This window comes from Nocardia sienata NBRC 100364, from assembly GCF_001613205.1.
GTDB classification, from domain to species: Bacteria; Actinomycetota; Actinomycetes; order Mycobacteriales; family Mycobacteriaceae; genus Nocardia; species Nocardia sienata.
Genome location: NZ_BDBX01000039.1, coordinates 38463 through 62879 on the forward strand (window position 1 = coordinate 38463; position 24417 = coordinate 62879).

The following is a 24417-nucleotide window of genomic DNA, read 5'->3' on the forward strand; positions in this document are numbered from 1 at the left end:
GACGGACCGACCACCTTGCCCGAGAACGGCTCTCCTAGGAACGGATCACCGCGCCCACCGCATCCGTTGCGGCGGCCACGGCGGCATCGCGCGCCGCACTGGCCTCGTCCTCGGTGAGGGTGCGGTCGGCGGCCCGGAAACGCAGGGCGTAGGTGAGCGATTTCCGCCCCTCTCCGGCCTGCGCGCCCGCGTACACGTCGAACAGCGCGATATCCTCGAGCAGTTCCCCGCCGCCGGACCGCAGCGCGCTCTCGACCTCCGCCGCCGGAACATCGTGCGCGACACTCACCGACACGTCCTGCAGCACGGCCGGGAACGGCGAGATCGCCGGCGCGGGCCGCGCTTCGCGCAGCGGCAATGCGTCCAGATCCAGTTCCAGGGCACAGGTGCGCGGCGGCAGGCCGGAGCGTTCCAGCACCCCGGGATGCAACTCGCCGGCATAGCCGATCACCACACCGTCCACCGTCAGCTCGGCGCACCGTCCCGGATGCCACGGCAGGTGTTTGCCGGGCCGGCGTTCGAGTTCGACCCCGGCGGCCTCGGCGACCACATCGGCGAGCGCGAAGGCGTCGGCGGCCTCGGCGGCCCGCCCCGGACCCCACGGACCGCGGGGTTCCCGGCGACCGGTGAGCACCACCGCGACGTGCTGGGGCTGATCCGGCAGCGAGCCCAGCAGTTCGGTGACCTCGGCGTCGGTCGGGCGGCGGTCCACCGGCAGCGGTGCCACCGGTGCGGTATCCGGACCGGGCAGTACGACCTGGGCGATCCCGTAGAGCGACAGATCGCGGGCGCCGCGAGAGATATTGCGGGCCGCGATCTCCAGCAGACCCGGCAGCAGCGTGGTGGCGAGTTCGGCGCGTTCGACATCCAGCGGGTTCAGGACCCGGGTGGTGATGCGGCGGGGATCGTCGGCGTCCAGTCCCCACGTGTCGAAGACACCCGCGGGCAGGAACACCGGCGGCGGCACCTCGACACAGCCGGCGAAGGCCAGCGCCCGGCTCACCGCACGGCGGCGGCGTTGCACCGGGGTGAGGCCGCGACCGGCGGGCGCCTGCGGCAGCACCAGCGGGATCTGTTCCAGGCCCTCGAGCCGCAGCACCTCTTCCACCAGGTCGGCCGGCTGGGCGAGATCCGGCCGCCAGCTCGGCGGGGTCACCACCAGCTGACCGTGCCCGCTGGCCTCATCGACCGCCACCTCGACATGGCAACCGATCTGGGTGAGGCGGCGCGCGGACGTGCCGGGGGCGTACTGGACACCGGCCACCCGGTCGGGCAGGTCGATATCCATCCGGATCGGTTCCGGCGGGGTCAGCGGCAGCCGGATATCTGTGAGCGTGGGCTCCACCGTGCCGCCGGCGATCTCCGCGAGCAGGGACGCGGCCCGGTCCAGCGCGGCCAGGTTCAGTTCCGGGTCCACCACCCGCTCGTAGCGTTTGCTCGCCTCCGACACCAGCTTGTGGCGGCGGGCGGTGCGGTAGATGAACAGCGGATCCCAGGTGGCGGCCTCGAGGACGATATCGGTGGACGCGGCGTCCACCTCGGTGGACGCGCCACCCATCACACCGGCCAGGGAGACCACCCCGGTGTCGTCGGCGATCACCACATCCTCGGCGTCGAGTTCGCGTTCGACCTCGTCGAGCGTGCGCAGGGTCTCACCGGGACGCGCGCGGCGCACCACCAGACCCCCGCTGAGTTTCGCCGCGTCGAAGGCGTGCAGGGGCTGCCCGAGTTCCAGCATCACGTAGTTGGTGACGTCGACCGCCGGGGAGATGGGCCGCACACCGGCCAGCAGCAACCGGCGCTGCAACCACCACGGGCTCACCGCGTGCGGATCGACACCGGTGACCCGGCGGACACCGAAGCGGGTACAGCCCGATTCCGGTGCCACGTCCACCGGCCACGCCTCGGGCCCCTCGGGCAGGGTGCGCACGGCCGGGTCGGCGTATTCGAGATCGAAACCGCAGGCCAGTTCGCGGGCCAGGCCGCGGACCGAGAAGCAGTAGCCGCGATCGGGAGTGATGTTCAGCTCGATCACGGTATCGCCGAGACCGAGCAGTTCGTTGGCGTCGGTACCGGGTTCGGCTGTGCCGGGTTCCAGCACCAGGATGCCCGAATGGTCCTTGCCGATACCGAGTTCGGCGACCGAGCAGATCATGCCGTGGGAGATATGGCCGTAGGTCTTGCGGGAGGAGATGGCGAAACCGCCCGGCAGCACACCGCCGGGCAACACCACGACGACCAGGTCACCGACCGCGAAGTTGGTGGCCCCGCAGACGATCTCCTGGAGTTCTTCCGCGCCGATATCGACCTTGCAGAACCGAATGGGTTTCTTGAACTCGGTGAGTTCGGTGATCTCGGCGACCCGGCCGACCACCAGCGGGTGTTCGATATCCCCGCCCACCCGTTCCAGCTCGTCGACCTCTTCGACTTCGAGCCCGACCCGGACGAATCCGGCGTCGAGTTCCTCCGGCGTCACCTCCCAGTCGGGGACGGTACGGCGGATCGTTTCGGTCAGCCAGGACTGCGCTACTCGCACTGTGACGTTCGCTCTCTCGCTCGAAAAAGGTCAGGACCGGATACCGAAGGGCAGGGTGAACCGCACATCGCCCTCGACGATGTCGCGCATATCGGGAATGCCGTTGCGGAACTGCAGCGTGCGCTCCAGCCCCATACCGAACGCGAAGCCGCTGTACTCGTCGGGGTCGATCCCGCTGGCGATCAGCACCTTGGGGTTGACCATGCCGCAACCGCCCCATTCGACCCAGCCGGCGCCGCCCTTCTTGTCCGGGAACCATACGTCGACCTCGGCCGAGGGTTCGGTGAACGGGAAGTAGTTGGGCCGGATCCGGGTGGTGGTCTCCGGCCCGAACAGGGCGCGCGCGAACGCGTCCAGCGTGCCGCGCAGATGTGCCATGGTCAGGCCCTTGTCGATGGCCAGGCCCTCGACCTGGGAGAACACCGGGGTATGGGTGGCATCGAGTTCGTCGGTGCGGAAGGTACGCCCCGGGCACACCACATAGATCGGCAGGTCGCGTGCCAGCATGGACCGCACCTGGACCGGGGAGGTGTGGGTGCGCAGAACCTGGCGCGAACCGGCCGGTGCGATATGGAAGGTGTCCTGCATGGTGCGCGCGGGGTGATCGGGCAGGAAGTTGAGCGCGTCGAAGTTGAAATGCTCGGTCTCCACCTCCGGGCCCTCGGCGACCTCCCAGCCCATTCCGACGAACACGTCGGCTACCTGCTCGGAGATGACGGTGATCGGATGACGGGCACCCACCGGCCCCCGGTTCGCCGGGAGCGTGACATCGATGGCCTCGGCGACCAGCACCGCGGCATCGCGTTCGGCCAGCAGCACCCGCTGCCGTTCCTCGAACGCCTCCGAGACTCGTGCCCGCGCCTTGTTCACTCGTTTACCGGCGTCGGCCTTCTCCGATTTGGGCAGCGATCCCAGCGACCGCTGGGCCAGCGCGATCGGCGACCGGCCACCCATATGCTCGGTTTTCGCGGTAGCGAGGGCGTCCAGGTCGGCGGCGGCCGCGAAGGCTTTCTCGGCTGCCGCGGCCGCGGCGGCCAGGGCTTCTTCGGTGAGGGCGGATTCCTGCCCGCCGGTCGCTGCGCCTGCGTCGGTGTCGTCGGCCACGGTCTACTCGTCTCTCCCCTGGGCATCGGTGAGCGGGCCCGGTCGGCTCCGGCGCCCGTATTGCTGCTGGTGGAATCGTATTAGATGGCCGGGATCGGACTCACGTCGATATCCCCCGCCGCTCACTGCCCGGTACGCGGGCACCGTCAACCGGTAAAGTCCCCTCCGATGACGAACGCCTTGACCCGCACCGAGACGCTCGCCGGGCGTGCCCGCCGGCAGGCGGTCTGGCTGCTGCCGCCGCTGGCGGTGGTCGTGACGTGGGTGTGTATGTCACACCCGATCGATCCGTTCCGCGCCATCAGCGGCGAGTACATCGACCTCGAGGTCTACCGGCTCGGGGTCGAACAGTGGCGGGCAGGCGGCGATCTCTACGGACATCTCCCGGAGACGGCCGCCGATATCAGCCTTCCGTTCATCTACCCGCCGTTCGCCGCGCTGGCGCTCGGGCTCTACGCACTACTGCCGTGGGCCGCGTCGGTGGTCACCTATCTGGTGGTCTCGATCGGCGCGCTGGCGATCACTTTGTTCCTGGTGGCCCGGCAGGTCTGGCCGCGTCAGGACCAGCGCAAACTCGCCCTGGTGGTCACCGCAACCGCGACCCCGCTCGCGCTGCTGCTCGAGCCGGTCTGGTCCACCCTGGATTTCGGCCAGGTCAATTTGATCCTGATGGGTCTGGTCGCCGCCGACTGCCTGACCCGTAATCCGCGCTGGCCGCGCGGGATGCTGCTCGGTATCGCGGCGGCGATCAAACTGACCCCGGCGGCTTTCATCCTGTATTTCCTGATCCGCAAGGACTACAAGGCCGCGGTGACGGCCGCGATCAGCGGTGCGATCGCCACGGCGATCGGTTTCGCGGTGATGCCCGACGAGTCGGTGCGGTACTGGTTCGGCGGGTTCGGCAATGTCGGTGGATTGAGCGGCTCGGAGTTCCAGACCAACCAGTCGATTCAGGCCGTCCTGGCCCGCTTCGAGGTCACCGGCACCCTGGCAACAGCGCTGTGGCTGCTCGCCGCCCTCGCGCTCGTGGCGGTGGCGGTGGCGGCCATCCGGCGCACCGGGACACCCCCGGTGATCGCGCTGGCGGTGAACGCGGTGGTGGCGCTGCTCGTTTCGCCCATTTCCTGGTCGCATCACTGGGTATGGGTGGCACCCGCGCTGCTGGCGATGATCGGCTACGCGACGACCCGGCCCTGGCCGCGGGCGCGTGGCTGGTATGCCGCGGCAGTTGTCACCGCGGTGGTCTTCGTGCTGGCCAAACACAGCGACCTGCCCGGTAACGACGGCCGGGAGCTGGACTGGTCGGCCTGGGACAAGGTGATCGGCAACGGTTACGTCTGGTTCAGCCTGCTGCTGGTCGTGCTGTACGCGACGGCGAGCCGGCGGCAGCGCACGCCCGGCCCGGCCGTTGCTGTGGGCGCCACGGAATCGCTGGTCTCGGTCCGCGAACGCTGAGCGGCGACGCGCCGGTGCGCGCCGCCGACCGATCCATCCCGTACCGGAGTTCCACCCGCCGCGGCGGACAGTACTCGTCAGCTCACCGGTTCCCGCACACTTGCCCGGCCCGGGAGCCCTGCGGCGGCCAGCGCCCCGGCCGCGACGATCCCCGCTCCGGCCCAGACCGCCGGTACCAGTCCGTCCACATAGCTCTGCGGGTCCGTATACGCACCTTACGAGGCGAACACCGAGGCCAGGACCGCGATACCCACCGCCACGCCGACCTCGCGCACGGTGTTGTTGGTACCCGAGGCCACGGCGCGGTCCGCATCCGGTACAGCCCCCATCACCACGGTCGCCAGCGGCGCGAAGGTCAGGCCCATCCCCACTCCCGCGAGGAGCAGCGGCGCCACGAACGTGCCGTAGCCGACGTCCACCGAGGTGATGGCGGCCATCCAGGCCAGCGCCACCGCGAGCAGTGCCTGGCCGGTGACCAGCAGGACCCGGGCACCCACACGGTCGATCACCAGGCCCGCGAGCGGGGCCACCACCATCGGCGCCATGGTCCACGGCATGGTCCGGATACCGGATTCGAGCGGGCTGTATCCCTGCACCACCTGGAAGAACTGGGCGAGCAGGAAAATCGACCCGAAAACGCCGATCGAGAAGGCGAAGGCCACCACATTGGCGACGCCGAAGGCGCGGATCCGCAACAGCCGGGGCGCCAGCATGGGGGCCGCGGCCCGGTGCTCCCAGACGATGAGCGCGCCCAGCAGCACCGCGCCGCCGACCAGTGCGGTGAGCACCCCGCCCGACCCCCAGCCGTCGTCGGCGCCGTGCACGATGCCCCAGACAACCGCCAGCACGCCCGCCGAAGCCAGGACCAGTCCCATCGGGTCCAGGCGCCCGCCACCGCCGGGTGATTCACGCAGCGCCCAGACCACCAGTGGCAGCACCAGGACGCCGATGGGCACATTGACCCAGAAGATCCACTGCCAGCTCAATCCGTCGACCACGGCGCCGCCGAGCAGCGGTCCGACGGCCACGCCGAGCCCGGCGATACCGCCCCAGATCCCGATGGCCGCACTGCGCAGCCGCTCCGGTACCGCGTCGGAGAGCAGGGTCAACGACAGCGGCATCACCGCGGCGCCGCCGAAGCCCTGCACCACCCGCGCTGCGACCAGCATCGCCGGATCGGTGGCGAGCGCGCAGGCCGCCGAGGCGGCGGTGAACACCGCGATACCCGCCAGGAACACGCGGCGGCGGCCCAGCCGGTCGCCGAGGGCGGAGGCGGTGAGCAGCAGGGCGGCGAACGAGAGGGTGTAGGCGTTGACGAACCACTGGAGGTCGCCGAGTGAGGCGTTCAGTTCGGCACGGATCACCGGAAGCGCGTTGGTGACCACCAGATTGTCGAGCGTGACCATGAACATCGGAATACCGACCGCGGCGAGCACGGCGGCCAGTGGCCGCCGACCGATGTCGGCCGGCGGTGTGATCGCCGAGGCCGCCGCGGGTGGTGGCGCAGCTGGTTGGCTCAGTATCTCGGTCATATCCAGTCCTTGTTGTAATCGACTGATAACTAGTCTTGTCACGACGGTATGCATCGACTGATAACCTGTCAAGAGCGCACGGAACGACGAGGAGGACCATGCCGGAATCGACGAGCCGGACCAGGATGACCGCCGGTGAACGGGGGGCTCAGGTATTGACCGCGGCGATCGAGGCTTTCGCAGAAGCCGGCTACGCGGCCACCCGGACCGACGAGATCGCCCGCCGGGCCGGCGTCTCCCAGCCGTACGTCATCCGCCTCTTCGGCTCCAAACAGCGCCTATTTCTCGCCGCCGTCGCCCAGGTCTGCGATCGCATCGAGGAGGTCTTCTCCGGGGCCGCCGCGGGTGCCGGACCCGAAACCGCCCTGGACGCGCTGTCGGAGGCCTACGAACACTTCCTCGCCGAGCGCACACTGTTGCAGGTGCTCCTGCACGCCTTCGCGGCAGCCGGCGATCCCGAGATCGGCCCGGTCATCCGCGACCGGTACGGCCGCATCTACCGGCTCGTCCGGGAACTCACCGGCGCCTCGATCGCCGACACCCGACGATTCCTCTCGACCGGCATGTTGCTCACCGTGATGGCCGCGCTGCGGGTCACCGGCCCGGATGCCATCGCGGCCGACTGGGCCCGCGACATCCTCACCGATCTGGACGAGCACGGAATGTGAATCCGCGCCGCTCCGGACCGGGATCGGCGCACCTCGGCCGACGCCGTGATCAGCCGGGTCCGAAGCGGGTACGCGAGTTCGCGTAGAGGCAGATCGCGGCGGCCGTGGCCAGGTTCAGGCTTTCGGCCCGCCCCCGGATCGGGATCCGGATACGGTGCCGGGCCCGGCGAGCGACCTCCGGCTCCAGGCCGTGGGCCTCGTTACCGAACAACCAGGCGACCGGCCGGGTGAACAGTTCGCCGGCGTCTTCGAGATCGACCTCACCGGCGGCGGCAGTTGCCACGGTGGTGATACCCGCGGCCTCGATGCGGTCGAGCACCGCGGCGGTATCGCGGGCGCGAACGATCGGCACGTGAAAAAGGCTGCCCGCGCAGGAACGTACGCATTTGCCGTTGTGCGGATCCACACTGTCACCGGCCAGCACCACGGCGTCCACGCCGACCGCGTCGGCCACCCGGATCAGGGTGCCCGCGTTGCCCGGATCGGCGATCGCCACCGGCACCGCCAGGATGCGCGGAACGCTCGCCTCGGAGTCCGTGGGCACGATCCGCTCCAGCGGCACATCGACCAGATCACAGACGGCCACCAGACCAGGCGGCGTGACCGTCTCCCCCAGCGCCTGCGCGGCCCGGTCGGAGACCAGCGTGGTGCGCACACCGCCGGCCTCGGCTCCGGCGATCAGCGCATGCTCGCGAGTGGCGCCCTCGGCGGAGTAGAAGAGTTCGCGGACCCGGCCGGCCCCGAGGGCCGCGCCGACCGAATTCGCGCCCTCGGCCAGGAATCTCCCGGCCCGCTTGCGCGCTACGCCACGATGGAGTTTGACGGCGGCCACCACGCGGGGATTCCGCACGTCGATGGGTTCATATCGGTCGGGCACCAGGAGATCGTAGAGGGTACCGGCGCGCGCCTCACCGAGCCGCCACCGCCGCCCGCTCGGTGACAATCCGTCCGCATGCCTCTATTTTAGAGGCATGCGGACTACTTCACCTGTGCTCACGGCATGGCAGACCGGCGGAATCGACGTCCTGGCGGCGGCCGTCGCCGACGCTGTGGTGTTCTCCAGCCCGGTGACCGACTATCGCGGTCGGGACGCGGCACTGCACATACTCGGATTGATCGGCGAGGTCATCGAAAACCCCACCCTGATCGAACAACAGGAGGGCGAGACCACCACGTTCAGTCGCTTCGCCGCATCCACAGGCGGCGACGAGCTCCACGGTGTCCTCCACGAAGAGCGCGATTCGACCGGCCGGCTCGTCCACATCACACTGTTCCTGCGGCCGTTCGCAGTCCTGCGCACGGCGATGGCCGGAATGCGCGCCCGGCTCGAGCGCGCACCGCTGCCCGTGCGGCCCGAATGAGAGCCGAATCGGCGTCCTCGATCCCCGGCCCCGGAAGGCCGGTACGCGGATCGTCCACCGGCCGGCCGGTCATGGCGCTACTGGATCTGATCGGCCGGCGCTGGGCGCTGCGCGTGCTGTGGGAACTGCACTCGGCCGCACATCCCGTGACCTTCCGCGATCTGCGGGCACGGTGCGACAACATGTCCTCCAGCCTGTTGACCCGCCGGTTGCGCGAACTCACCGAAACCCGCCTCGTGGAGCGGGCCGATGCGGGCTACACGCTCACCGAGTCCGGAAATCGGCTGCTCGGCCATCTCCGGCCGATCTCGGCGTGGGCCGACGGCTGGTCCGCGGAACTCGACGTCGAGCATCCCGGAGAGGACTAGGAGAAGGTCTCCAGGAATTCGCGGACGAAACACAACGGGCAGATCGGATCGAACGGGGCCGTCGTCGCGTCGATCCGCTCGGTGGGCGGGGCGGGCCGCACCGCGATTCCCTCCGCGGCCGCCGAGGCCGGCGGCAGGCCGATCGACAGCGAAAACACGCCCGCGGCAACAACGTTGCGCACTCTACGGTTCATGGTCACTCCTCGGCCCCATCATCGCGAGCAGCCACCGTACCAACCCGGCCGCACCCACCGCCCCGGATTCGGGACCCGGGCGCGACCGTCGAGGGTGAGGAATTCGGTGAGCACGAGTTTCATGCCCGCACCTCGCTCTCGACGAGCGCGGCGAGCTGATCGGTGACCGTGCCCCCGCGCGAAACCGAGCTCCTCGTGCCGGGCCCGCGTGTCCGGATCGCCGTGCCGGACCAGGACGCGATAGCCGGTACCGTCCGGGTCGTCACGCGCAGTGATCTCCGCGGTCATCCAGATCTCCCCGGTGGCCGGCCGCCGGCTGCTGTCGAGCGCGGTGGTGAAGGCCAGGCGTTCCCGTTCGTCGGGGAAACAGGCGTCCAGATGCGGGGCGAAGTCGCCGCCGTCCGCGCTCATCCTGGTCACGAAGGCGCCGCCCGGGCAGACCTCCACCCGTTCGACTCGGCCACCGCCATCGGTGACACAGACACGGAAAACGCGGAAGGCCCCCTCCCGAAGGAGGGGGCCTTCCGCAACGAGCCGGACAGTGGTCCGGACCCGGAATCACAACTCAGGCAGCCGGGGCGTTGACATCCTCGGGCAGCGCGGCCTTGGCGACGGCAACCAGACCGGCGAACGCCTCGGCATCGGAGACGGCCAGCTCGGCGAGGATCTTGCGGTCGACCTCCACACCGGCGGCCTTCAGGCCCTGCACGAAACGGTTGTAGGTGATGTCGTTGGCGCGGGCCGCGGCGTTGATCCGCGCGATCCACAGCTTGCGGAAATCGCCCTTGCGGGCCCGGCGGTCCCGGTAGGCGTAGGTGAGCGAGTGCAGCTGCTGTTCCTTGGCCTTGCGGTACAGGCGCGAGCGCTGCCCGCGGTAGCCCTTGGAGGCCTCGAGGATGGAACGGCGCTTCTTCTGAGCGTTGACGGCCCTCTTGACGCGTGCCACTGGTCAGTCCTAATCGATCTTGGGGGTGCCCCGTCGAGCGCACCCGAGTGGGTCGGTTCTTCGGCGTCCGGTCGCGGAGGCGGTACCGGACGGTATCGATCCCGGGAAGGGGATCAGATACCCAGCAGCTTCTTCACACGGCGGATGTCGGATGCGGCGACCGACTCCGTGCCGTCCAGACGACGAGTCCGGCGGGTGGGCTTGTGCTCGAGCAGGTGCCGGCGGTTGGCCTGCTGACGGCGCAGCTTGCCCTTACCGGTCACCTTGAAACGCTTCGAAGCGCCGCTGTGGCTCTTCATCTTCGGCATGGCAACCTCAATCTGTGTCGTGCCCGCGCAGGGGCGGACCAGGTGTACTGATCAGCGTTATTGCGGGCTCGACGCAATACCGCTGCGGCGTTCGCCGCGATATGTGCGGCGGGACGCCGCAGTGTTCACGGCAGAAGCCGTTGTTATTGCGCGACCGGCCGACCGGCATTCGGCGCCGCGCCGGGCTGCGACCGGACCGAATCCTCGGCGGCCTTGGCCCGCGTCTTCGCACCCTTGTGCGGGGCGAGGACCATCGTCATGTTGCGGCCGTCCTGCTTGGCCGAGGTCTCGACGAAACCCAATTCCGCCACATCGGAGGCCAGCCGCTGCAACAGCCGGAAACCGAGTTCGGGCCGGGACTGTTCGCGCCCCCGGAACATGATGGTGACCTTGACCTTCGACCCGGCTTCCAGGAAGCGCACCACATTGCGCTTCTTGGTCTCGTAGTCGTGATCGTCGATCTTGGGCCGCAGCTTCTGTTCCTTGATCACGGTCTGGACCTGGTTCTTCCGGGACTCGCGCGCCTTCTGCGCGGTCTCGTACTTGAACTTGCCGTAGTCCATGATCTTGCAGACCGGCGGACGTGCGTCCGGCGCGACCTCTACGAGGTCGAGGTCTGCTTCCAGGGCGACGCGTAGTGCATCTTCAACACGCACGATCCCAACCTGTTCACCGCCGGGTCCGATGAGCCGGACCTCGGGAACACGGATGCGATCGTTGATGCGGGTCTCAGTGCTGATGGGGCCTCCTAGGTCTAGCGGTGTCGTCCGACGACCGCTCGAAATGAACCCCTTGTTCAACACAAAGGCCCCGCTGCGGTATTTCGCCGCCACGAGGCCCGATGTCGACCGGTCCGCGCAGGTCGTACCCGCCTGCGCCGCGAGCACGCCGGAGGCGGACCGCGAACCCACCTGTGAAAGGCGGGTGACCGGACCGTTTGACCAGGCGATCACTCGCCGGCAACGGTGGGAGTCGGGCTCCACTTGTCTGCCCCGGACAGGACCGGGGCGGTCGTCGCCGAAAATTCTAACAGCTGGTGTCTCGATCCGGCGAATCGCGTCCCGGGCCCCGGCGTAAACCGCTTGCCCCGCCGCCGGCACCGTGCCAGGCTCGACGGCCGTGAGCAGCCGACGTGACCTGCTGCGCTGGCAATTCGACCTCGTCTGGTCGTTGGCCCAGCTGCATCTCGAGCCCCTGACCGACGACGATACGCACTGGACGCCGGCCGCGGCGAGCTGGACGGTGCACCGCGGTGCCGACGGCCGCTGGCGCCCGGATTTCGCGGAGACCGAACCCGACCCCGTGCCGGTGCCGACCATCGGCTGGCTCACCTGGCATATCGACTGGTGGTGGAGTTCGGCCGTCGCACACGCCGAGGGCAGGCCGGTACCGGAACGAACCGAGGTCTACTGGGCGGGCGATATCGTCGCGGCGCGGGACCGATTGCACACCCTGCGTGAGCAATGGCTCGCGGTGTTCGACCGCGCCGGCGACGCGGAGCTCGACGCCGCCACCTCCTACCCGTGGCCGGCTGAGGCCGGCCTGACCGTCGCGCATCTGGCCGCCTGGGTAGACGCCGAACTCATGAAGAACGTGACCGAGATCGGCCAATTGCGGATGCTGCGCGCCGCCGGACCGGTGCACCGGCCCCCGTCGGCGGTTCTCTAGCCTGGGATCATGACCGAACAGCCCGAAGGCGATGTGCGCGAACTGGCAGAAATCCCCGCCGTGGAGGTGATCAGCCGTGCCGCCGTGATGCTGATGAGCTCGGCGGCGGAAAAACTCGGGCTCGGCGACGACGATCCGGACAACAGCCCGCGCCGCGATATGGACGAAGCGCGGCGGGTGATCACTGCACTGGCCGGGCTGATCACCGCCTCGGTGGAATACCTCGGTCCCCACGCGGGACCGTTGCGGGAGGGGCTGCAGTCACTGCAGAAGGCGTTCCGGGAGAGTTCGGCCGTCCCCGACGCGCCCGGCGCCGGCCCGGGAGAGAAGTACACCGGCCCGGTCTACTGACCTCCACGGATGCTCCCGGCGTCGGCCGACAGGTGGGCGGCAACCGAGTATCGCCGCTCGCCGGGACCATCCGTTGGCTGCCCGATAGGCCCGGCGACCACCGACGACCAAGATTTACGGCTCCGCACCCGGGCCATGTCCCAGACCCGGTCACGGCAGTGCGTACCTCGACGCTCCGAGCTGGACACCGGTAACCGACTTCTCCGCCGGTCCAGGCGAATGGGCGCAACCGGCCCCGGTGTGAGCAGTCGCCGACGCCGCGAGATCGGGAGCGGGTGCTGTTGGGGCCGCCCGGCATCGTGCCGGACGGGCCCGACTCCGTCCTCAGCGCAGGGCAGCGGCCTTGCGGGCGAGACGTTTCGCCTTCTGTGGGTCCGGCGCCCCCGCAGCGGCTTCCGCTGAGGCGGCGGTCTTCTTCTTCGCCGGTGCCGCGGCCTTGCGGGCCGCTGGGGCAGACTTTTTCGCCGCACCCTTACCGGCGGCCGCGGGCGCCGGGGCGGCGGGCTCGGCCAGGATCTCCTTCAGGAACTGACCGGTGTAGCTGTCCGGATTCGCGGCGATGTCCTCGGGTGTCCCGTCACCGACCACTGTGCCGCCACCCGAGCCGCCTTCGGGACCCATATCGATCACCCAGTCCGCGGTTTTGATCACGTCCAGGTTGTGCTCGATGACGATCACCGTGTTGCCCTTGTCCACCAGGCCGTTGATCACCGCGAGCAGTTTGCGGATGTCCTCGAAGTGCAGGCCGGTGGTGGGTTCGTCGAGAATGTAGACCGTCCGCCCGTTGGAGCGTTTCTGCAGTTCTGCGGCGAGTTTCACGCGCTGCGCCTCCCCACCGGACAATGTGGTCGCGCTCTGCCCGAGTCGCACGTACCCCAGCCCCACATCGACCAGGGTCGACAGGTAGCGGTGGATGGAGGTCACCGGTTCGAAGAACTCGGCGGCCTCCTCGATGGGCATATCGAGGACCTCGGCAATGGTCTTGCCCTTGTAGTGCACTTCGAGGGTTTCCCGGTTGTAGCGGGCGCCGTGACAGACCTCGCACGGCACGTACACATCCGGCAGGAAGTTCATCTCGATCTTGAGCGTGCCGTCGCCGGAGCAGGCTTCGCACCGGCCGCCCTTCACATTGAACGAGAACCGGCCCGGCTGGTACCCGCGCACCTTGGCCTCGGTGGTGGAGGCGAACAGGCTGCGGATCTTGTCGAACACCCCGGTGTAGGTGGCCGGATTGGACCGCGGCGTACGCCCGATGGGCGATTGATCCACCCGCACCAGCTTGTCGAGCTGATCGAGGCCGTTGACCCGGGTGTGCCGGCCCGGTACCTGCCGGGCCCCGTTCAGCTTGTTGGCCATCACGGTCGCCAGGATGTCGTTGACCAGCGTGGACTTACCGGACCCGGAAACACCGGTGACCGCGGTGAGCACACCCAGCGGGAACGCCACATCGATACCCCGGAGATTGTTCTCGGTCGCCCCGACCACGGTGACCCGCCGCTTCTTGTTCACCGGGCGCCGCACCAGCGGGATCTCGATCCGTTCCCGGCCCGACAGGTAGGCACCGGTCAGCGAGTTCTCGTCGGTGAGCAGGTCGGCGTAGGTGCCGCTGTGCACCACCCGGCCGCCGTGTTCGCCGGCGAGCGGACCGATATCGACCACCCAGTCCGAGGCCCGGATGGTGTCCTCGTCGTGTTCCACCACGATCAGGGTGTTGCCGAGGTTCTTCAACCGGGTCAGCGTCTCGATGAGGCGCCGGTTGTCGCGCTGGTGCAGACCGATCGACGGCTCGTCGAGCACGTAGAGCACCCCGACCAGGCCCGACCCGATCTGGGTCGCCAGCCGGATACGCTGCGCCTCCCCGCCGGAGAGGGTGGCCGCGGCCCGGGACAGGGTCAGGTAGTCCAGGCCGACGTCGAGCAGGAAGCCCAGGCGCGCCTGCACCTCCTTGAGCACCTGGCCGGCGATGGCCGCCTGCCGTTCGCCCAGCGTCAGCGCGTTCAGGAACTGCGAGCAGTCGCGGATGGACAGTTCGCTGACCTCGGCGATCGACTTCCGCTCCGAATCCGCCGTGAGGGTGACCGCCAGGATCTCCGGCCGCAATCGCGCCCCGTTGCAGACCGGGCACGGCACATCGCGCATATAGCCCTCGTAGTGCTCCTTCATCTGCTCGGACTCGGTGGAGTCCAGCCGCCGCTGCAGGAACGGCATGACCCCTTCGAAATCGGCGTAGTAGGAGCGTTTGCGGCCGTAGCGGTTGGTGTAGACGATATGGACCTGGTCGGAACTGCCCTCGAGGACGGCCTTGCGCGCCCGCGGGGGCAGGTCCCGCCAGGGGGTGTCCAGATCGAAACCCTGCGCCGCCGCCAATCCGGACAGCAGCCGCAGGAAGTATTCGGCGCTCTGCCCGCGCGACCACGGCGCGATCGCCCCGTCGGCCAGACTCAGCTCCGGATCGGGCACCACCAGTTCCGGATCGACCTCCTTGCGGATACCCAGACCGGTGCAGTCGGGGCAGGCGCCGTAGGGCGAGTTGAAGGAGAACGAGCGCGGTTCCAGGTCCTCGATATCGAGGGGATGGCCGTTGGGGCAGGCCAGTTTCTCGGAGAAACGGCGCTCGCGGTCGTGCGCGTGCTCGTCGCGATCGACGAAATCGAGCACCACGATGCCGTCGGCGAGCCGCAGCGCCGTTTCGATGGAATCGGTGAGCCGCTGTTTGGCGGTCGGTTTCACGGCGAGGCGGTCCACCACCACCTCGACATCGTGTTTCTCCTGCTTCTTGAGCTTCGGCGGATCGGTGAGCGGATACACCACCCCGTCCACCCGGACCCGGGCGTAGCCCTGCGCGTGCAGCTGGTCGAAGAGGTCGACGAACTCGCCCTTGCGGGTGCGCACAACCGGCGCCAGTACCTGGAACCGGACACCCGGTTCCATGGCCAGAACCTGGTCGACGATCTGCTGCGGGGTCTGTTTGGCGATCAGCTCCGAGCACACCGGGCAATGCGGGACGCCGGCGCGGGCGTAGAGCAGCCGCAGATAGTCGTGGACCTCGGTGATTGTGCCGACCGTGGACCGGGGGTTGCGGTTGGTGGATTTCTGGTCGATCGAGACGGCGGGTGAGAGCCCCTCGATGAAGTCCACATCGGGTTTGTCCATCTGGCCGAGGAACTGCCGGGCGTAGGCCGACAACGATTCCACGTAGCGGCGCTGCCCCTCCGCGAAGATCGTGTCGAACGCCAGGCTGGACTTACCCGACCCGGACAAACCGGTGAAGACGATGAGACTGTCGCGGGGCAGGTCGAGGTCGACCCCTTTGAGGTTGTGCTCCCGTGCTCCGCGCACAGTCAGGCGTTCCGCCACCAGGTCGGTCCCTTCTCGTCATCGTTCGTCGTCGATAGTGCCGCCGCGCCCGTTCGCACCGTGTGGGGTCACACCGTGTCCGCGACAGCGCGGTGAACGGCCCGATCCGCCCGGCCGGTATCCGCGGCCCGGGCCACAGAGCGGGCCCGCGGTGATGGTAGGACCGACCACCGACAAGTTTCGCCGGACAGCCGACCTTGACGGTTCACGGAGCGTGGCACGACGACCGCGCCCACCCTCGCTCGGGGGCGCCCCTACCAGGTCCCGGAGCGGGCGCCGGCAGTCGGCGGCACGCGCCGGCCGGACGGGCTCACCAATCCAGAGTAGGCCAACCCGAGGTGTCCAGGGGGCGTGGCACCGGCCACTTCCTCCCGGTCCCGGCCGCCGTCAGACGGCCGGACCCAGGATCATCGTGGAGTTGATCCCGCCCATCCCGAGCGACAGCTTCGCGGTCAGCCCCGGCCCCGCCGGGGTCGGCCCGTTCAGCAGCCGCGGATGTGCCGGCGCCACCGTCGGCGGCGCCGGGACGATCCCGCGCTCGTACCCCAGCGCCGCGGCGGCGATCTCCACGGCACCCGACGCGGACTGGCAATGCCCGGCCAGCGGCTTCATCGAGTACACCGCGGGCCGGTCGCCGAACACGCGGGCGAGCACATCGCGTTCGGCCCGGTCGCACTGGGCGGTACCGGTGCCGTGCGCGTTGAGGTAACCGATATCGACCGCGCCGACGCCGGCGTCGGACAGGGCGCCCCGCACGCAGTCCACGATCCGGTCGTGGCTCGGCTCCACCGAGACCACGTGGTGGGCTTCGCTGTTCATCGCCCCACCGAGGACCCGGGCGTAGGCCCGGCCGGAGCCGCGACTCAGCACGAACCCCACCGCCGCTTCCCCCACACTGAATCCGCGGCTGCCCTCCTGGAACGGCCGGCATCCCTGCAGTGATTCGACGTCGACCGCCGCGGCGCCCAGTTTCGCGAACTGCCGCACCAGTTCCGGGGTGGCCGACAGATCCGAGGCCACGCACACCACATCGTCCACCAGACCGGCAGCCAGCCACAGTCGCGCCTGCAGGATCGCCACATTGGCCGAGCTACACGCGGCCGAGACTCCCATCACCGGGCCGGTGAAGCCGAACGCCTGGGTCACCACCGAGACCGGGGTGGACGGCAGCAGCCGCAAGAAGTCCCGGCCCCCGAACCCGGCACCGGCGGGACCGGAGAAGTCCCGCTGATGCCGGACATCGCCCAGGACGGCCGCGTGCACCAGTCCGACTCGCGGGCCGGGCTCCCACCCGCGGGCGCGGGCGTCGGCGACCGCCTCGCCGACCGCCGCGAACACCGCGCGCCCGTACCGGGTGCCGTAGGCGGGATCGCCACCCTCGGGCACCAGCGCGGCCCAGCCCCCGGTCGCGGGGTCGATTCCGTAGCCGGGCTCGAACCGGGCCGCGGAACGCCCGCTCAGAATTCCCTCCCAGAAGGTCTCGCGCCCCCAGCCGTATCCGGTGACCGCACCGATCCCGGTGATCGACATAAGATCGATGCTGAAACCGGTCCCCGCCATGACAATCTCCTCGCCGGTCCCCGCCCTCGGCACCGCCGGGAACACGTCTTGGCGTGATCAATCGAGATCACGTCCACTATGTCCGATTTTATGCGTGTGGATACCGGAGTAGAGCCGTGTTTGAATGTCCGGGTCCGCCGACGATGGGGGTTGGTATGGGAGAGCGCAGGGCGTCCGCCGCCGAGCAACTCGCGCATCGGTACCGCTCCCTGGTCGAGCACTCCCCCGACGGCATCTGTGTCCACGAACGCGGCATCGTGGTCTACGCCAATCCGGCGGCCCTGCGGATCATGGGCGCCAAGAACCTGGCCGAGGTCCTCGGCCAGCACATCGCCCGTTTCGTGCACCCCGATTACCGCCAGCCCATGTACGAGCGCATCGCCGGTCTGACCGCGACAGGTAACGCGTCCGAACCCACCGAGATGGTGTTACTGGCACTGGACGGGCGCGAGGTACCGGTGGAGACCGTCTCGGTGCTCACCGCCTGGCACGATCGCCTCGCCTACCAGGTGGTGATCCACGATCTGACGGCCCAGAAAGCGGCCGAACGCGCCCAGCGGCGGGCCGAGCAGCACTTCACCACGGTGGTCTCCCAGCTCGAGGAAGGTGTGGCGGTCATCTACCGGGACGGCACCATCGCCTCGGCCAATCCCGCCACCCGCCGGATCTTCGGAATAGACGACCGGACACCGCTGGTGGGTTCCAATATCACGACGCTCCCCTTGGAACTGCTGGACTCCAACGGCCGATCGATGCCCAAGGAGAAGCATCCGGTGGCACGCACCCTGGCCACCGGCGAAACCGTTATCGCCTACGTTTTCGCGGTCGTCCGTCCCGACGGTCAGCGGCGCTGGCTGGCGGTATCGAGCCGGCTGCTGAACCCCGACGAACAGGGCACGGCCGCGGTGTGTTCGTTCGCCGATATCACCGAATACCTGGCCAGTCGCCGGCAGCTCGAATACCAGGCCACCCACGATCCGCTCACCGGACTGGCCAACCGGTCGCTGATCCTGTCCCAGCTGTCCGGAGCACTCGAGGCCACGGGCACCCACCAGGTGTCGACGGTGATGTTCATCGACCTCGACGGCTTCAAATCCATCAACGACACGATGGGCCACGCCATCGGCGACACGGTGCTGCGGATCGTCGCGCACCGGCTACAGCGCGCGTTACGCAGCGAGGATCTGGTGGGCCGGCTCGGCGGTGACGAATTCCTGGTCCTGCTGGCCGGGCGGCCCGGCGACGAGGAGCTCGAACCGCTGGTCCGGCGATTGCGGGCGGCCATGGCCGAACCGATCGTGGCGCGGGGGCACCGGATCGCGGTGAACGCGTCCATCGGGGTGACCACCTTGGAACCCGGCGATACGCGCACCCCGGAAGCGGTCCTGCACGATGCCGATGTGGCCATGTACGAGGCCAAATCGCCGAGCCGCCGCGATGGCACGCGCGGGCGCGGATTGCGCGGCGACAACTCGCATGTCTCGTGATCGCACCGGCGTGACCTGCGCGAACAACATCCGATACGAACCCGCAGTAGACTCGACAACTCTGTGCACGCCATCCCGCCGCGCCCCGCCGAGCCTGTCCCTCCGTGGGTGAGAAGGAGTCCGAACTTGCCCGACAACCGCACCGAGGAACGCCCCACCGAACCGGCTCCCGATGTGGCGCCCCCGGATACGGCGACGCGGGACCTCGACCGTGAACAGGCGTACCTGTCGGTGCTGTACGAGCGGCTCGACGGGATGCGCGCCTACGCCGACAACCGGCTGCGCACCGTGCTGCTGGAAACCGGAGGGACCCCGCAGGCCCGCACCGAACGGGAGTCGTTCACCCAGCTCTACACCGAGGACCTGGCCAAATACGACGCCGCCGAGCACGGCCTGTGTTTCGGCCGCATCGATCTCGGCACCGCGGACAACGATCCCGAACAGCGCTATATCGGCCGGCTGGGCATCCTCGACGAGGACAACGACTACGAACCCCTGCTGCTCGATTGGCGGGCCCCGCTGGCGCGGCCGTTCTACCTGGCCACCACCGCCGCACCGGACGGGGTGCTGCGGCGGCGCCACATCCGCTCCCGCAACCGCCGGGTGACCGCGGTCAACGACGAATACCTCGATCTCGAGGCCGCGCACCGGGCCGGGGTCACCACCTCCGACGGTGGTGTCGGCAGCGAGAGCGCCCTGCTGGCCGCGCTGAACGCCGCCCGCACCGGCCAGATGGCCGACATCGTCGAGACGATCCAGAGCGAACAGGACGCGATCATCCGCGCCGAGCACAAGAGCGTGCTGGTCGTGCAGGGTGGCCCGGGCACCGGTAAGACCGCGGTCGCCCTGCACCGCGCCGCCTATCTCCTGTACACCTACCGCCAGCAACTGGCCAAGAGCGGCGTCCTCATCATCGGCCCCAATGCCACCTTCCTGGACTACATCGGTCAGGTGCTGCCGTCGCTCGGTGAGACCGGGGTGCTGCTGTCCACCATCGGCGATCTGTACCCGGGTGTGAAGGCCACGCTCACCGATTCGCTGCGCGCCGGGGAGTTGAAGGGCTCGACGAATGTGCTGGGCATCCTGAAGAACGCCGTTCGGGATCGCCAGCAGGTGCCGAGTGAACCGATCACCCTGAGCTTCGACGGCTATCCGGTGACCCTGGACCGCAAGATCGTCACCCGGGCCCGCGGCCGGGCCCGCTCCTCACGTCGCCCGCACAACCTGGCGCGGCCCATCTTCGCGTCGATGGTGATCGAGGCACTCACCGATCAGCTCGCGCAGACCATGGGCGCCGACCCGGCCGGTAACGGCCGCAGCCTGCTCAGTGCGGCGGATCTGTCCGAGATCAGCGACGAATTGCGCGCCGACCCGAAAGTCCAGCGCGTGCTGGCCGAGTTGTGGCCGATGCTCACCCCACAGCAGGTGCTGGGCGATCTGTTCGCCGACCCGGACCGGCTGGAGCGCGCCGCCGGCAAGGTGCTCGATCCGGCCGACCGGGCCGAACTGTTGCGCACCGGTACCGGCGAATTCAGCGCCGCCGATGCTCCGCTGCTGGACGAACTGGCCGAACTCCTGGGCACCGACGACGCCGAGGAACGCGAACGCGCCCGGCGGCGCTGGCGCGCCCAGCTGGCCGAGGCCCAGGACGCCCTGGACATCCTGACCGGATCGGCCCCGCAGGACCTCGAGGACGAACTCGACCCGGAGATCCTGATGGCCTACGACCTCATCGACGCGAGCCAGCTGGCCGAACGCCAGCAGGTGCGCAACCGCCAGACCACCGCCGAACGCGCCGCGGGCGATCGCACCTGGACCTACGGGCACGTGATCGTGGACGAAGCGCAGGAACTGTCGGAGATGGCCTGGCGAATGGTGATGCGACGGATCCCGAATCGATGGATCACCGTGGTCGGCGATATCGCGCAGACCGGTGATCCGGCGGGCGCGCGGTCCTGGGCGGACATGCTGGAGCCGTATGTGGCCAAACGGTGGAAACGCACCGAGCTCACCGTCAACTACCGGACTCCGTCGGAGATCATGGCGGTGGCGGCGGACGTACTGGCCGCGATCGACCCCACCGCCGAGGTGCCACGCTCGGTGCGCGATTCGGGCGTGCCGCCGCGGGCACACCGGGTCCCGGCGGCGCACCTGTCGGCGAAGCTTTCCGGTCTGCTCGCCGAGGAGCAGGGTCCGGGCACCGCCGCCGTGCTGACACCCGCTGCCCTGGTGGACGAATTATCCGGGGTGGCAAGCGAATACGTACGCGTACTGACGGTGACCGAAGCGAAGGGCCTGGAGTTCGACGCGGTGTACCTGGTGGAGCCGGGTGCGGTGATCGCCGAGTCACCGCGCGGCCGCAACGATCTGTACGTCGCGATCACCCGCGCCACCCAGCGGCTCACCGTGGTGCACAGCGGCGATCTCCCACCGGAGCTGCGGCGTCTGGCCGAGTGAGGCCGCTGGAACGCGGCCGCCCCGTCCGGAGCCGGGCTCCGGGCGGGGCGGTGGTCCGCGGTATCAGCGCACGGTGTGCACGATCAGCACATCGGACTTCGATTTACGCGCCACATCGGAGGGCACGGAGCCCAGCAGCCGGCCGGCCAGGGTGTTCAGGCCCCGGTTACCGACCACGAGCAGATCCGCCTGAGTCTCTTTGACCAGGTCGAGCAGGGATTCGACCGGCTCACCGACAATGGCCTTCTCGACGATCTCCTTGGCCCCGGCAGCACTGGCCTTGTCGCGGGCGGTGCGCAGGATCTCGTTGGTGGGCGCCGAACCGCGAACCTGGTACGCCTCGTCCTTGAGCATATCGCTCGCGGCGGCGACGTCACGGTCGTCGGTCGGATAGTAGGCGCAGGCCACGATCAACGTCGAGCCCGCGGCTCCGGCCAGTGACGCGGCCTTTTCCACGGCGACGTACGACGAGTCCGAGCCGTCGGTACCGACGACAATGGTCCGGTAGGCGGTCATTCTCTCCTCCAACTGTGCGGGGTATAAACGCGGCCGCGCCGAGAGCTCGTGGAATGTCGGGCGACGGCGCGGCGACTGCGTAGACCATAACCGGAACACCGGCCCGAATAACCGGATTCGTTGTACATCACAGACGTGTTCGACGGCGGTGACGTTTCACATTTCGAACCGGACGAACGACGAACGTCACGTCTACCTGGCACTTCTCCCGCCGATACGGGTAAACCTGTGAGGCGTCACAATGAATACCAACGGCCTTGGCGCCGTAGGACTTTCCTCACAGTGCAGGCCCGCCGGCCCCGGAGGAACCCACGCATTTCGGCCGTGATCAGAGGGAGAACAGCGGACCGGTAATCGTGAGGCCCAATTCCTCGGTGTGCGCGAAAAACGCGAACAGCATCAGGCAGGCACCGGCGAGCGCGAGGTCCTTGTTGAACTGGATCGTCTCCGCCTGGGTGGCCTCGGCCTCGGTTTCCTTCCAGAAGGCGTGCATCATGATCATGGTGGGAACCAGCATGAGCAACAGCAGCAGGGCGCCCAGATCGGCCCAGATCCCGAACAGGATGCTGATACTGCCCAGCAGCATGAGCAGCCCGGACCCCAGAACGGCCGGCTCCGGCACCGGTATGCCCTTGGCCCGCGCGTAGCCCGCCATGGCCTTGGTCTGGGTGAAATGCCCCAGCGCCGAACTCAGGAACAGAATGACGAACATCACGCGGCCGATCAATACCACGACATCCATGTACAGCTCCTCATCTGTCGCCGACGGTACCGCTGCGCCGAGATGCGCTCTTGCGCTCATGAGGCCGGCAGAACCTTGGAGGTCACCTCATCGCGCGAGCGTAACGAATTCTTGGCATATTCCAGTGGAGCCATTCCGACTTCGGCCGTGAACTCACGGGTGAAATGCGCCTGATCGAAATAACCGAGTTCGGCGGCCAGCGCCGCCAGATCCGCGATACGACCGCGGGCCAGTAGATCGGCCCCGTCCTGTAACCGATATCGTCGCAGCACCCATTTCGGACCCGCACCGATGTAGCGACGGAACAACCGCTGCAGTGTGCGCACCGGTACTCCGAATCGCTCGGTGACCTGATCGACCCGGGTCAGTTCGGGATCGCCGGCCATCGCGGCGGCGATCGTGAGCACGAGCCGGTAGTTGGGGTCTTCGCGGTGCGCACGGGTGCCGAGATATTCCTCGACCAGGCGGCGGCGGCCGGTATCGCCGGGTTCGGCGAGTACCCGGTCGACGAGGTCACCGGTATCGGGCAGCACATCCTGCAGTGGTACCGCGCGATCCCGGAACGCACCGACGTCGAGCCCGGTGAACGCCCCGAACCCGCCGGGCCGGAACCGGACGCCGAAGGTCTCCCCCCGGCCGATCAGTTCGCGGACGTACTTCCTGGTGCAGACGCCGTTGACGAAGCCACCGCGGCGGTCGCCGTCGCGTTCGAACGTGATGTGCACACAGGGGTACGGCAGGACCTCGGCGTGGTAGGGCGCCCGGCCGCGCATATCCCAGCGCACCGACCAGTACCAGTCCACGTAGTCCGATACCGCGCCGCCCACCGGCAGGCGGTTCAGCGTGCGGTATCGCTCCTGCTCGTGGGGATGCAGGATCGCCTTACGGTCACCGGCCGCGGGGACACCGGGAGCCGGTATTCCCATGTCAACCATGGCCACGGCCTTCCGCGCCGACGCGTATCGGCGCCGGTTTCCGGCCGCCGGAGGGTGACAAGCGCACGGATACGCGCACACATCCGGTTACCGGTCCGGCGGCGACTCCGTCCGGCCGGAGCAGGCGGCCACCGGTACCCGCGCCCGCCGAATCGGGAGGGACCACGCGGGGTGTACAGCTGCCCCGGCGCACCCCTGGATACCGAGCGGCCGGAGGCAAGTTTTCGCGCCCGGCTCCGGCCCGTGGGCGCGGCGCGGCGCAGGCTGCCGGAAACGGCGGGCGATCGCCGCCCGCCGGACGCCGCGGCTCGGGTGTATCGGCGGGTCCTGGCGGAGCAGTCGTGAGCTGTCGCTTTCTTACAAGAATTCGCGGCGCGCGCCCGGCAGAGTCACAGGCATGAGCAAAGCAGTCGATCCCATTCCCGAGGGCTACCACTCCATCACCGTGTTCATCGCGGTCTCCGACGGCAACGCCGCCATCGACTTCTACACCGCGGTGTTCGGCGCCGAAGTGATCTCGCGCAACGATATGCCCGACGGGCAGCCCGCCCACGCCGAACTGAAGATCGGCGATTCCACCATCCAGCTGGGGATCCCGGTACCGGACCAGAACGTGCTGGCACCCAGCGGCGACTGGGTGCACACCTCGCTGGTCCACTACTGCCCCGATGTCGACGCGGTGATCGCCCGCGCCCGCGAGCACGGTGCCCGGGTGGCCGAGGACCCGGCCACCTTCGTCACCGGCGACCGGTACGGCGCCCTGAAGGACCCCTTCGGCCATCGCTGGGTCGTGATGACCCGGGTGGAGGATGTCTCCCGCGAGGAGGCCGAGCGGCGCGTGAACGAATGGATGGCCACGCAGGCCTGAGCCC

The 24417-nt window shown here is 68.8% G+C and carries 23 protein-coding genes; 9 read left to right on the top strand and 14 right to left on the bottom strand.

Features of this window, described 5'->3' with window-relative positions:
* Positions 1 to 34 precede the first annotated feature (34 nt).
* Together pheT and pheS are read right to left on the bottom strand one after the other, a co-directional pair.
* Positions 35 to 2536 (bottom strand): phenylalanine--tRNA ligase subunit beta, encoded by a 2502-nt coding sequence (gene pheT, locus NS4_RS21185; protein ID WP_063061271.1) that lies wholly within the window; start codon positions 2534 to 2536, stop codon positions 35 to 37.
* A 30-nt stretch (positions 2537 to 2566) separates the two neighbouring features.
* Positions 2567 to 3640: a phenylalanine--tRNA ligase subunit alpha gene (pheS, locus tag NS4_RS21190; RefSeq protein ID WP_063061272.1), complete on the bottom strand. Its 1074-nt coding sequence runs from the start codon at positions 3638 to 3640 to the stop codon at positions 2567 to 2569.
* Between the two features lie 168 nt (positions 3641 to 3808).
* Here pheS and NS4_RS21195 point away from each other — a divergent pair, with 168 nt between their 5' ends.
* Positions 3809 to 5095 carry a glycosyltransferase 87 family protein gene (locus NS4_RS21195; protein WP_084487559.1) on the top strand — a complete coding sequence of 429 codons (1287 nt, stop codon included), beginning with the start codon at positions 3809 to 3811 and terminating at the stop codon, positions 5093 to 5095.
* A 215-nt stretch (positions 5096 to 5310) separates the two neighbouring features.
* Here the strand turns inward: NS4_RS21195 and NS4_RS21200 are convergent, their stop codons facing one another.
* Positions 5311 to 6627 (bottom strand): DHA2 family efflux MFS transporter permease subunit, encoded by a 1317-nt coding sequence (locus NS4_RS21200; RefSeq protein ID WP_245665605.1) that lies wholly within the window; start codon positions 6625 to 6627, stop codon positions 5311 to 5313.
* 98 nt (positions 6628 to 6725) lie between these two features.
* Here NS4_RS21200 and NS4_RS21205 point away from each other — a divergent pair, with 98 nt between their 5' ends.
* Positions 6726 to 7295: a TetR/AcrR family transcriptional regulator gene (locus NS4_RS21205; protein ID WP_063061273.1), complete on the top strand. Its 570-nt coding sequence runs from the start codon at positions 6726 to 6728 to the stop codon at positions 7293 to 7295.
* A 49-nt stretch (positions 7296 to 7344) separates the two neighbouring features.
* On the opposite strand, the gene NS4_RS21210 is transcribed toward NS4_RS21205, so the two are convergent.
* Positions 7345 to 8172 (bottom strand): TrmH family RNA methyltransferase, encoded by an 828-nt coding sequence (locus NS4_RS21210; protein WP_063061345.1) that lies wholly within the window; start codon positions 8170 to 8172, stop codon positions 7345 to 7347.
* A 94-nt stretch (positions 8173 to 8266) separates the two neighbouring features.
* Between NS4_RS21210 and NS4_RS21215 the strand changes: the two genes are divergently transcribed.
* Complete coding sequence (locus tag NS4_RS21215; RefSeq protein ID WP_157106155.1) at positions 8267 to 8656, top strand: hypothetical protein; 390 nt, start codon at positions 8267 to 8269, stop codon at positions 8654 to 8656.
* Complete coding sequence (locus NS4_RS21220) at positions 8653 to 9024, top strand: winged helix-turn-helix transcriptional regulator (RefSeq protein WP_063061275.1); 372 nt, start codon at positions 8653 to 8655, stop codon at positions 9022 to 9024. The genes NS4_RS21215 and NS4_RS21220 overlap by 4 nt, the downstream gene beginning before the upstream one ends.
* On the opposite strand, the gene NS4_RS32335 is transcribed toward NS4_RS21220, so the two are convergent.
* From NS4_RS32335 to infC, 5 genes are all read right to left on the bottom strand, one after another.
* Complete coding sequence (locus NS4_RS32335; protein ID WP_157106156.1) at positions 9021 to 9218, bottom strand: hypothetical protein; 198 nt, start codon at positions 9216 to 9218, stop codon at positions 9021 to 9023. The genes NS4_RS21220 and NS4_RS32335 overlap by 4 nt on opposite strands.
* An 18-nt stretch (positions 9219 to 9236) precedes the next feature.
* A complete protein-coding gene (locus NS4_RS21225) occupies positions 9237 to 9629 on the bottom strand; it encodes an SRPBCC family protein (protein WP_169811791.1) in 393 nt (130 codons plus the stop codon).
* Between the two features lie 154 nt (positions 9630 to 9783).
* Complete coding sequence (gene rplT, locus NS4_RS21230; protein ID WP_039823954.1) at positions 9784 to 10164, bottom strand: 50S ribosomal protein L20; 381 nt, start codon at positions 10162 to 10164, stop codon at positions 9784 to 9786.
* A gap of 113 nt (positions 10165 to 10277) precedes the next feature.
* The gene (gene rpmI / locus NS4_RS21235) at positions 10278 to 10472 is read right to left on the bottom strand and encodes a 50S ribosomal protein L35 (protein WP_063061277.1); all 195 of its coding nucleotides are present in this window, start codon (positions 10470 to 10472) and stop codon (positions 10278 to 10280) included.
* 143 nt (positions 10473 to 10615) lie between these two features.
* Complete coding sequence (infC, locus tag NS4_RS21240; RefSeq protein ID WP_063061346.1) at positions 10616 to 11257, bottom strand: translation initiation factor IF-3; 642 nt, start codon at positions 11255 to 11257, stop codon at positions 10616 to 10618.
* Positions 11258 to 11591: 334 nt separating this feature from the next.
* Here infC and NS4_RS21245 point away from each other — a divergent pair, with 334 nt between their 5' ends.
* Both NS4_RS21245 and NS4_RS21250 read left to right on the top strand, forming a co-directional pair.
* Positions 11592 to 12140 carry a DinB family protein gene (locus NS4_RS21245; RefSeq protein WP_063061278.1) on the top strand — a complete coding sequence of 183 codons (549 nt, stop codon included), beginning with the start codon at positions 11592 to 11594 and terminating at the stop codon, positions 12138 to 12140.
* Positions 12141 to 12149: 9 nt separating this feature from the next.
* Complete coding sequence (locus tag NS4_RS21250) at positions 12150 to 12491, top strand: DUF1844 domain-containing protein (protein WP_030523712.1); 342 nt, start codon at positions 12150 to 12152, stop codon at positions 12489 to 12491.
* A gap of 324 nt (positions 12492 to 12815) precedes the next feature.
* On the opposite strand, the gene uvrA is transcribed toward NS4_RS21250, so the two are convergent.
* Together uvrA and NS4_RS21260 are read right to left on the bottom strand one after the other, a co-directional pair.
* Entirely contained in the window at positions 12816 to 15848 is a 3033-nt protein-coding gene (gene uvrA / locus NS4_RS21255) for an excinuclease ABC subunit UvrA (protein WP_063061279.1), read from the bottom strand.
* 387 nt (positions 15849 to 16235) lie between these two features.
* Positions 16236 to 17408: a beta-ketoacyl synthase N-terminal-like domain-containing protein gene (locus NS4_RS21260; RefSeq protein ID WP_245665607.1), complete on the bottom strand. Its 1173-nt coding sequence runs from the start codon at positions 17406 to 17408 to the stop codon at positions 16236 to 16238.
* Between the two features lie 155 nt (positions 17409 to 17563).
* Between NS4_RS21260 and NS4_RS21265 the strand changes: the two genes are divergently transcribed.
* Both NS4_RS21265 and NS4_RS21270 read left to right on the top strand, forming a co-directional pair.
* Positions 17564 to 18895, top strand: coding sequence for a diguanylate cyclase domain-containing protein (locus tag NS4_RS21265; RefSeq protein ID WP_063061280.1), 1332 nt, complete (start codon positions 17564 to 17566; stop codon positions 18893 to 18895).
* 174 nt (positions 18896 to 19069) lie between these two features.
* Positions 19070 to 21352 carry a HelD family protein gene (locus tag NS4_RS21270; protein WP_063061348.1) on the top strand — a complete coding sequence of 761 codons (2283 nt, stop codon included), beginning with the start codon at positions 19070 to 19072 and terminating at the stop codon, positions 21350 to 21352.
* Between the two features lie 63 nt (positions 21353 to 21415).
* On the opposite strand, the gene NS4_RS21275 is transcribed toward NS4_RS21270, so the two are convergent.
* The 3 genes from NS4_RS21275 to NS4_RS21285 form a co-directional block, all read right to left on the bottom strand.
* Positions 21416 to 21868: a universal stress protein gene (locus NS4_RS21275; RefSeq protein WP_063061281.1), complete on the bottom strand. Its 453-nt coding sequence runs from the start codon at positions 21866 to 21868 to the stop codon at positions 21416 to 21418.
* 328 nt (positions 21869 to 22196) lie between these two features.
* Complete coding sequence (locus NS4_RS21280; RefSeq protein WP_063061282.1) at positions 22197 to 22610, bottom strand: DoxX family protein; 414 nt, start codon at positions 22608 to 22610, stop codon at positions 22197 to 22199.
* 56 nt (positions 22611 to 22666) lie between these two features.
* Positions 22667 to 23545, bottom strand: coding sequence for a DUF6597 domain-containing transcriptional factor (locus NS4_RS21285; RefSeq protein ID WP_245665608.1), 879 nt, complete (start codon positions 23543 to 23545; stop codon positions 22667 to 22669).
* Between the two features lie 397 nt (positions 23546 to 23942).
* Here NS4_RS21285 and NS4_RS21290 point away from each other — a divergent pair, with 397 nt between their 5' ends.
* Positions 23943 to 24413, top strand: coding sequence for a VOC family protein (locus tag NS4_RS21290; RefSeq protein WP_063061284.1), 471 nt, complete (start codon positions 23943 to 23945; stop codon positions 24411 to 24413).
* Positions 24414 to 24417: the final 4 nt, after the last annotated feature.

Coding starts and splice junctions, on each gene's coding strand:
- NS4_RS21215 (WP_157106155.1), top strand. CDS start 8,267: ATGCGGACTACTTCACCTGTGCTCACGGCATGGCAGACCGGCGGAATC.
- NS4_RS21265 (WP_063061280.1), top strand. CDS start 17,564: ATGGGAGAGCGCAGGGCGTCCGCCGCCGAGCAACTCGCGCATCGGTAC.
- NS4_RS21285 (WP_245665608.1), bottom strand. CDS start 23,545: ATGGTTGACATGGGAATACCGGCTCCCGGTGTCCCCGCGGCCGGTGAC.
- NS4_RS21275 (WP_063061281.1), bottom strand. CDS start 21,868: ATGACCGCCTACCGGACCATTGTCGTCGGTACCGACGGCTCGGACTCG.
- NS4_RS21195 (WP_084487559.1), top strand. CDS start 3,809: ATGACGAACGCCTTGACCCGCACCGAGACGCTCGCCGGGCGTGCCCGC.
- NS4_RS21250 (WP_030523712.1), top strand. CDS start 12,150: ATGACCGAACAGCCCGAAGGCGATGTGCGCGAACTGGCAGAAATCCCC.
- NS4_RS32335 (WP_157106156.1), bottom strand. CDS start 9,218: ATGAACCGTAGAGTGCGCAACGTTGTTGCCGCGGGCGTGTTTTCGCTG.
- NS4_RS21280 (WP_063061282.1), bottom strand. CDS start 22,610: ATGGATGTCGTGGTATTGATCGGCCGCGTGATGTTCGTCATTCTGTTC.
- NS4_RS21225 (WP_169811791.1), bottom strand. CDS start 9,629: ATGAGCGCGGACGGCGGCGACTTCGCCCCGCATCTGGACGCCTGTTTC.
- NS4_RS21205 (WP_063061273.1), top strand. CDS start 6,726: ATGCCGGAATCGACGAGCCGGACCAGGATGACCGCCGGTGAACGGGGG.
- NS4_RS21220 (WP_063061275.1), top strand. CDS start 8,653: ATGAGAGCCGAATCGGCGTCCTCGATCCCCGGCCCCGGAAGGCCGGTA.
- NS4_RS21260 (WP_245665607.1), bottom strand. CDS start 17,408: ATGGCGGGGACCGGTTTCAGCATCGATCTTATGTCGATCACCGGGATC.
- NS4_RS21200 (WP_245665605.1), bottom strand. CDS start 6,627: ATGACCGAGATACTGAGCCAACCAGCTGCGCCACCACCCGCGGCGGCC.
- rpmI (WP_063061277.1), bottom strand. CDS start 10,472: ATGCCGAAGATGAAGAGCCACAGCGGCGCTTCGAAGCGTTTCAAGGTG.
- NS4_RS21290 (WP_063061284.1), top strand. CDS start 23,943: ATGAGCAAAGCAGTCGATCCCATTCCCGAGGGCTACCACTCCATCACC.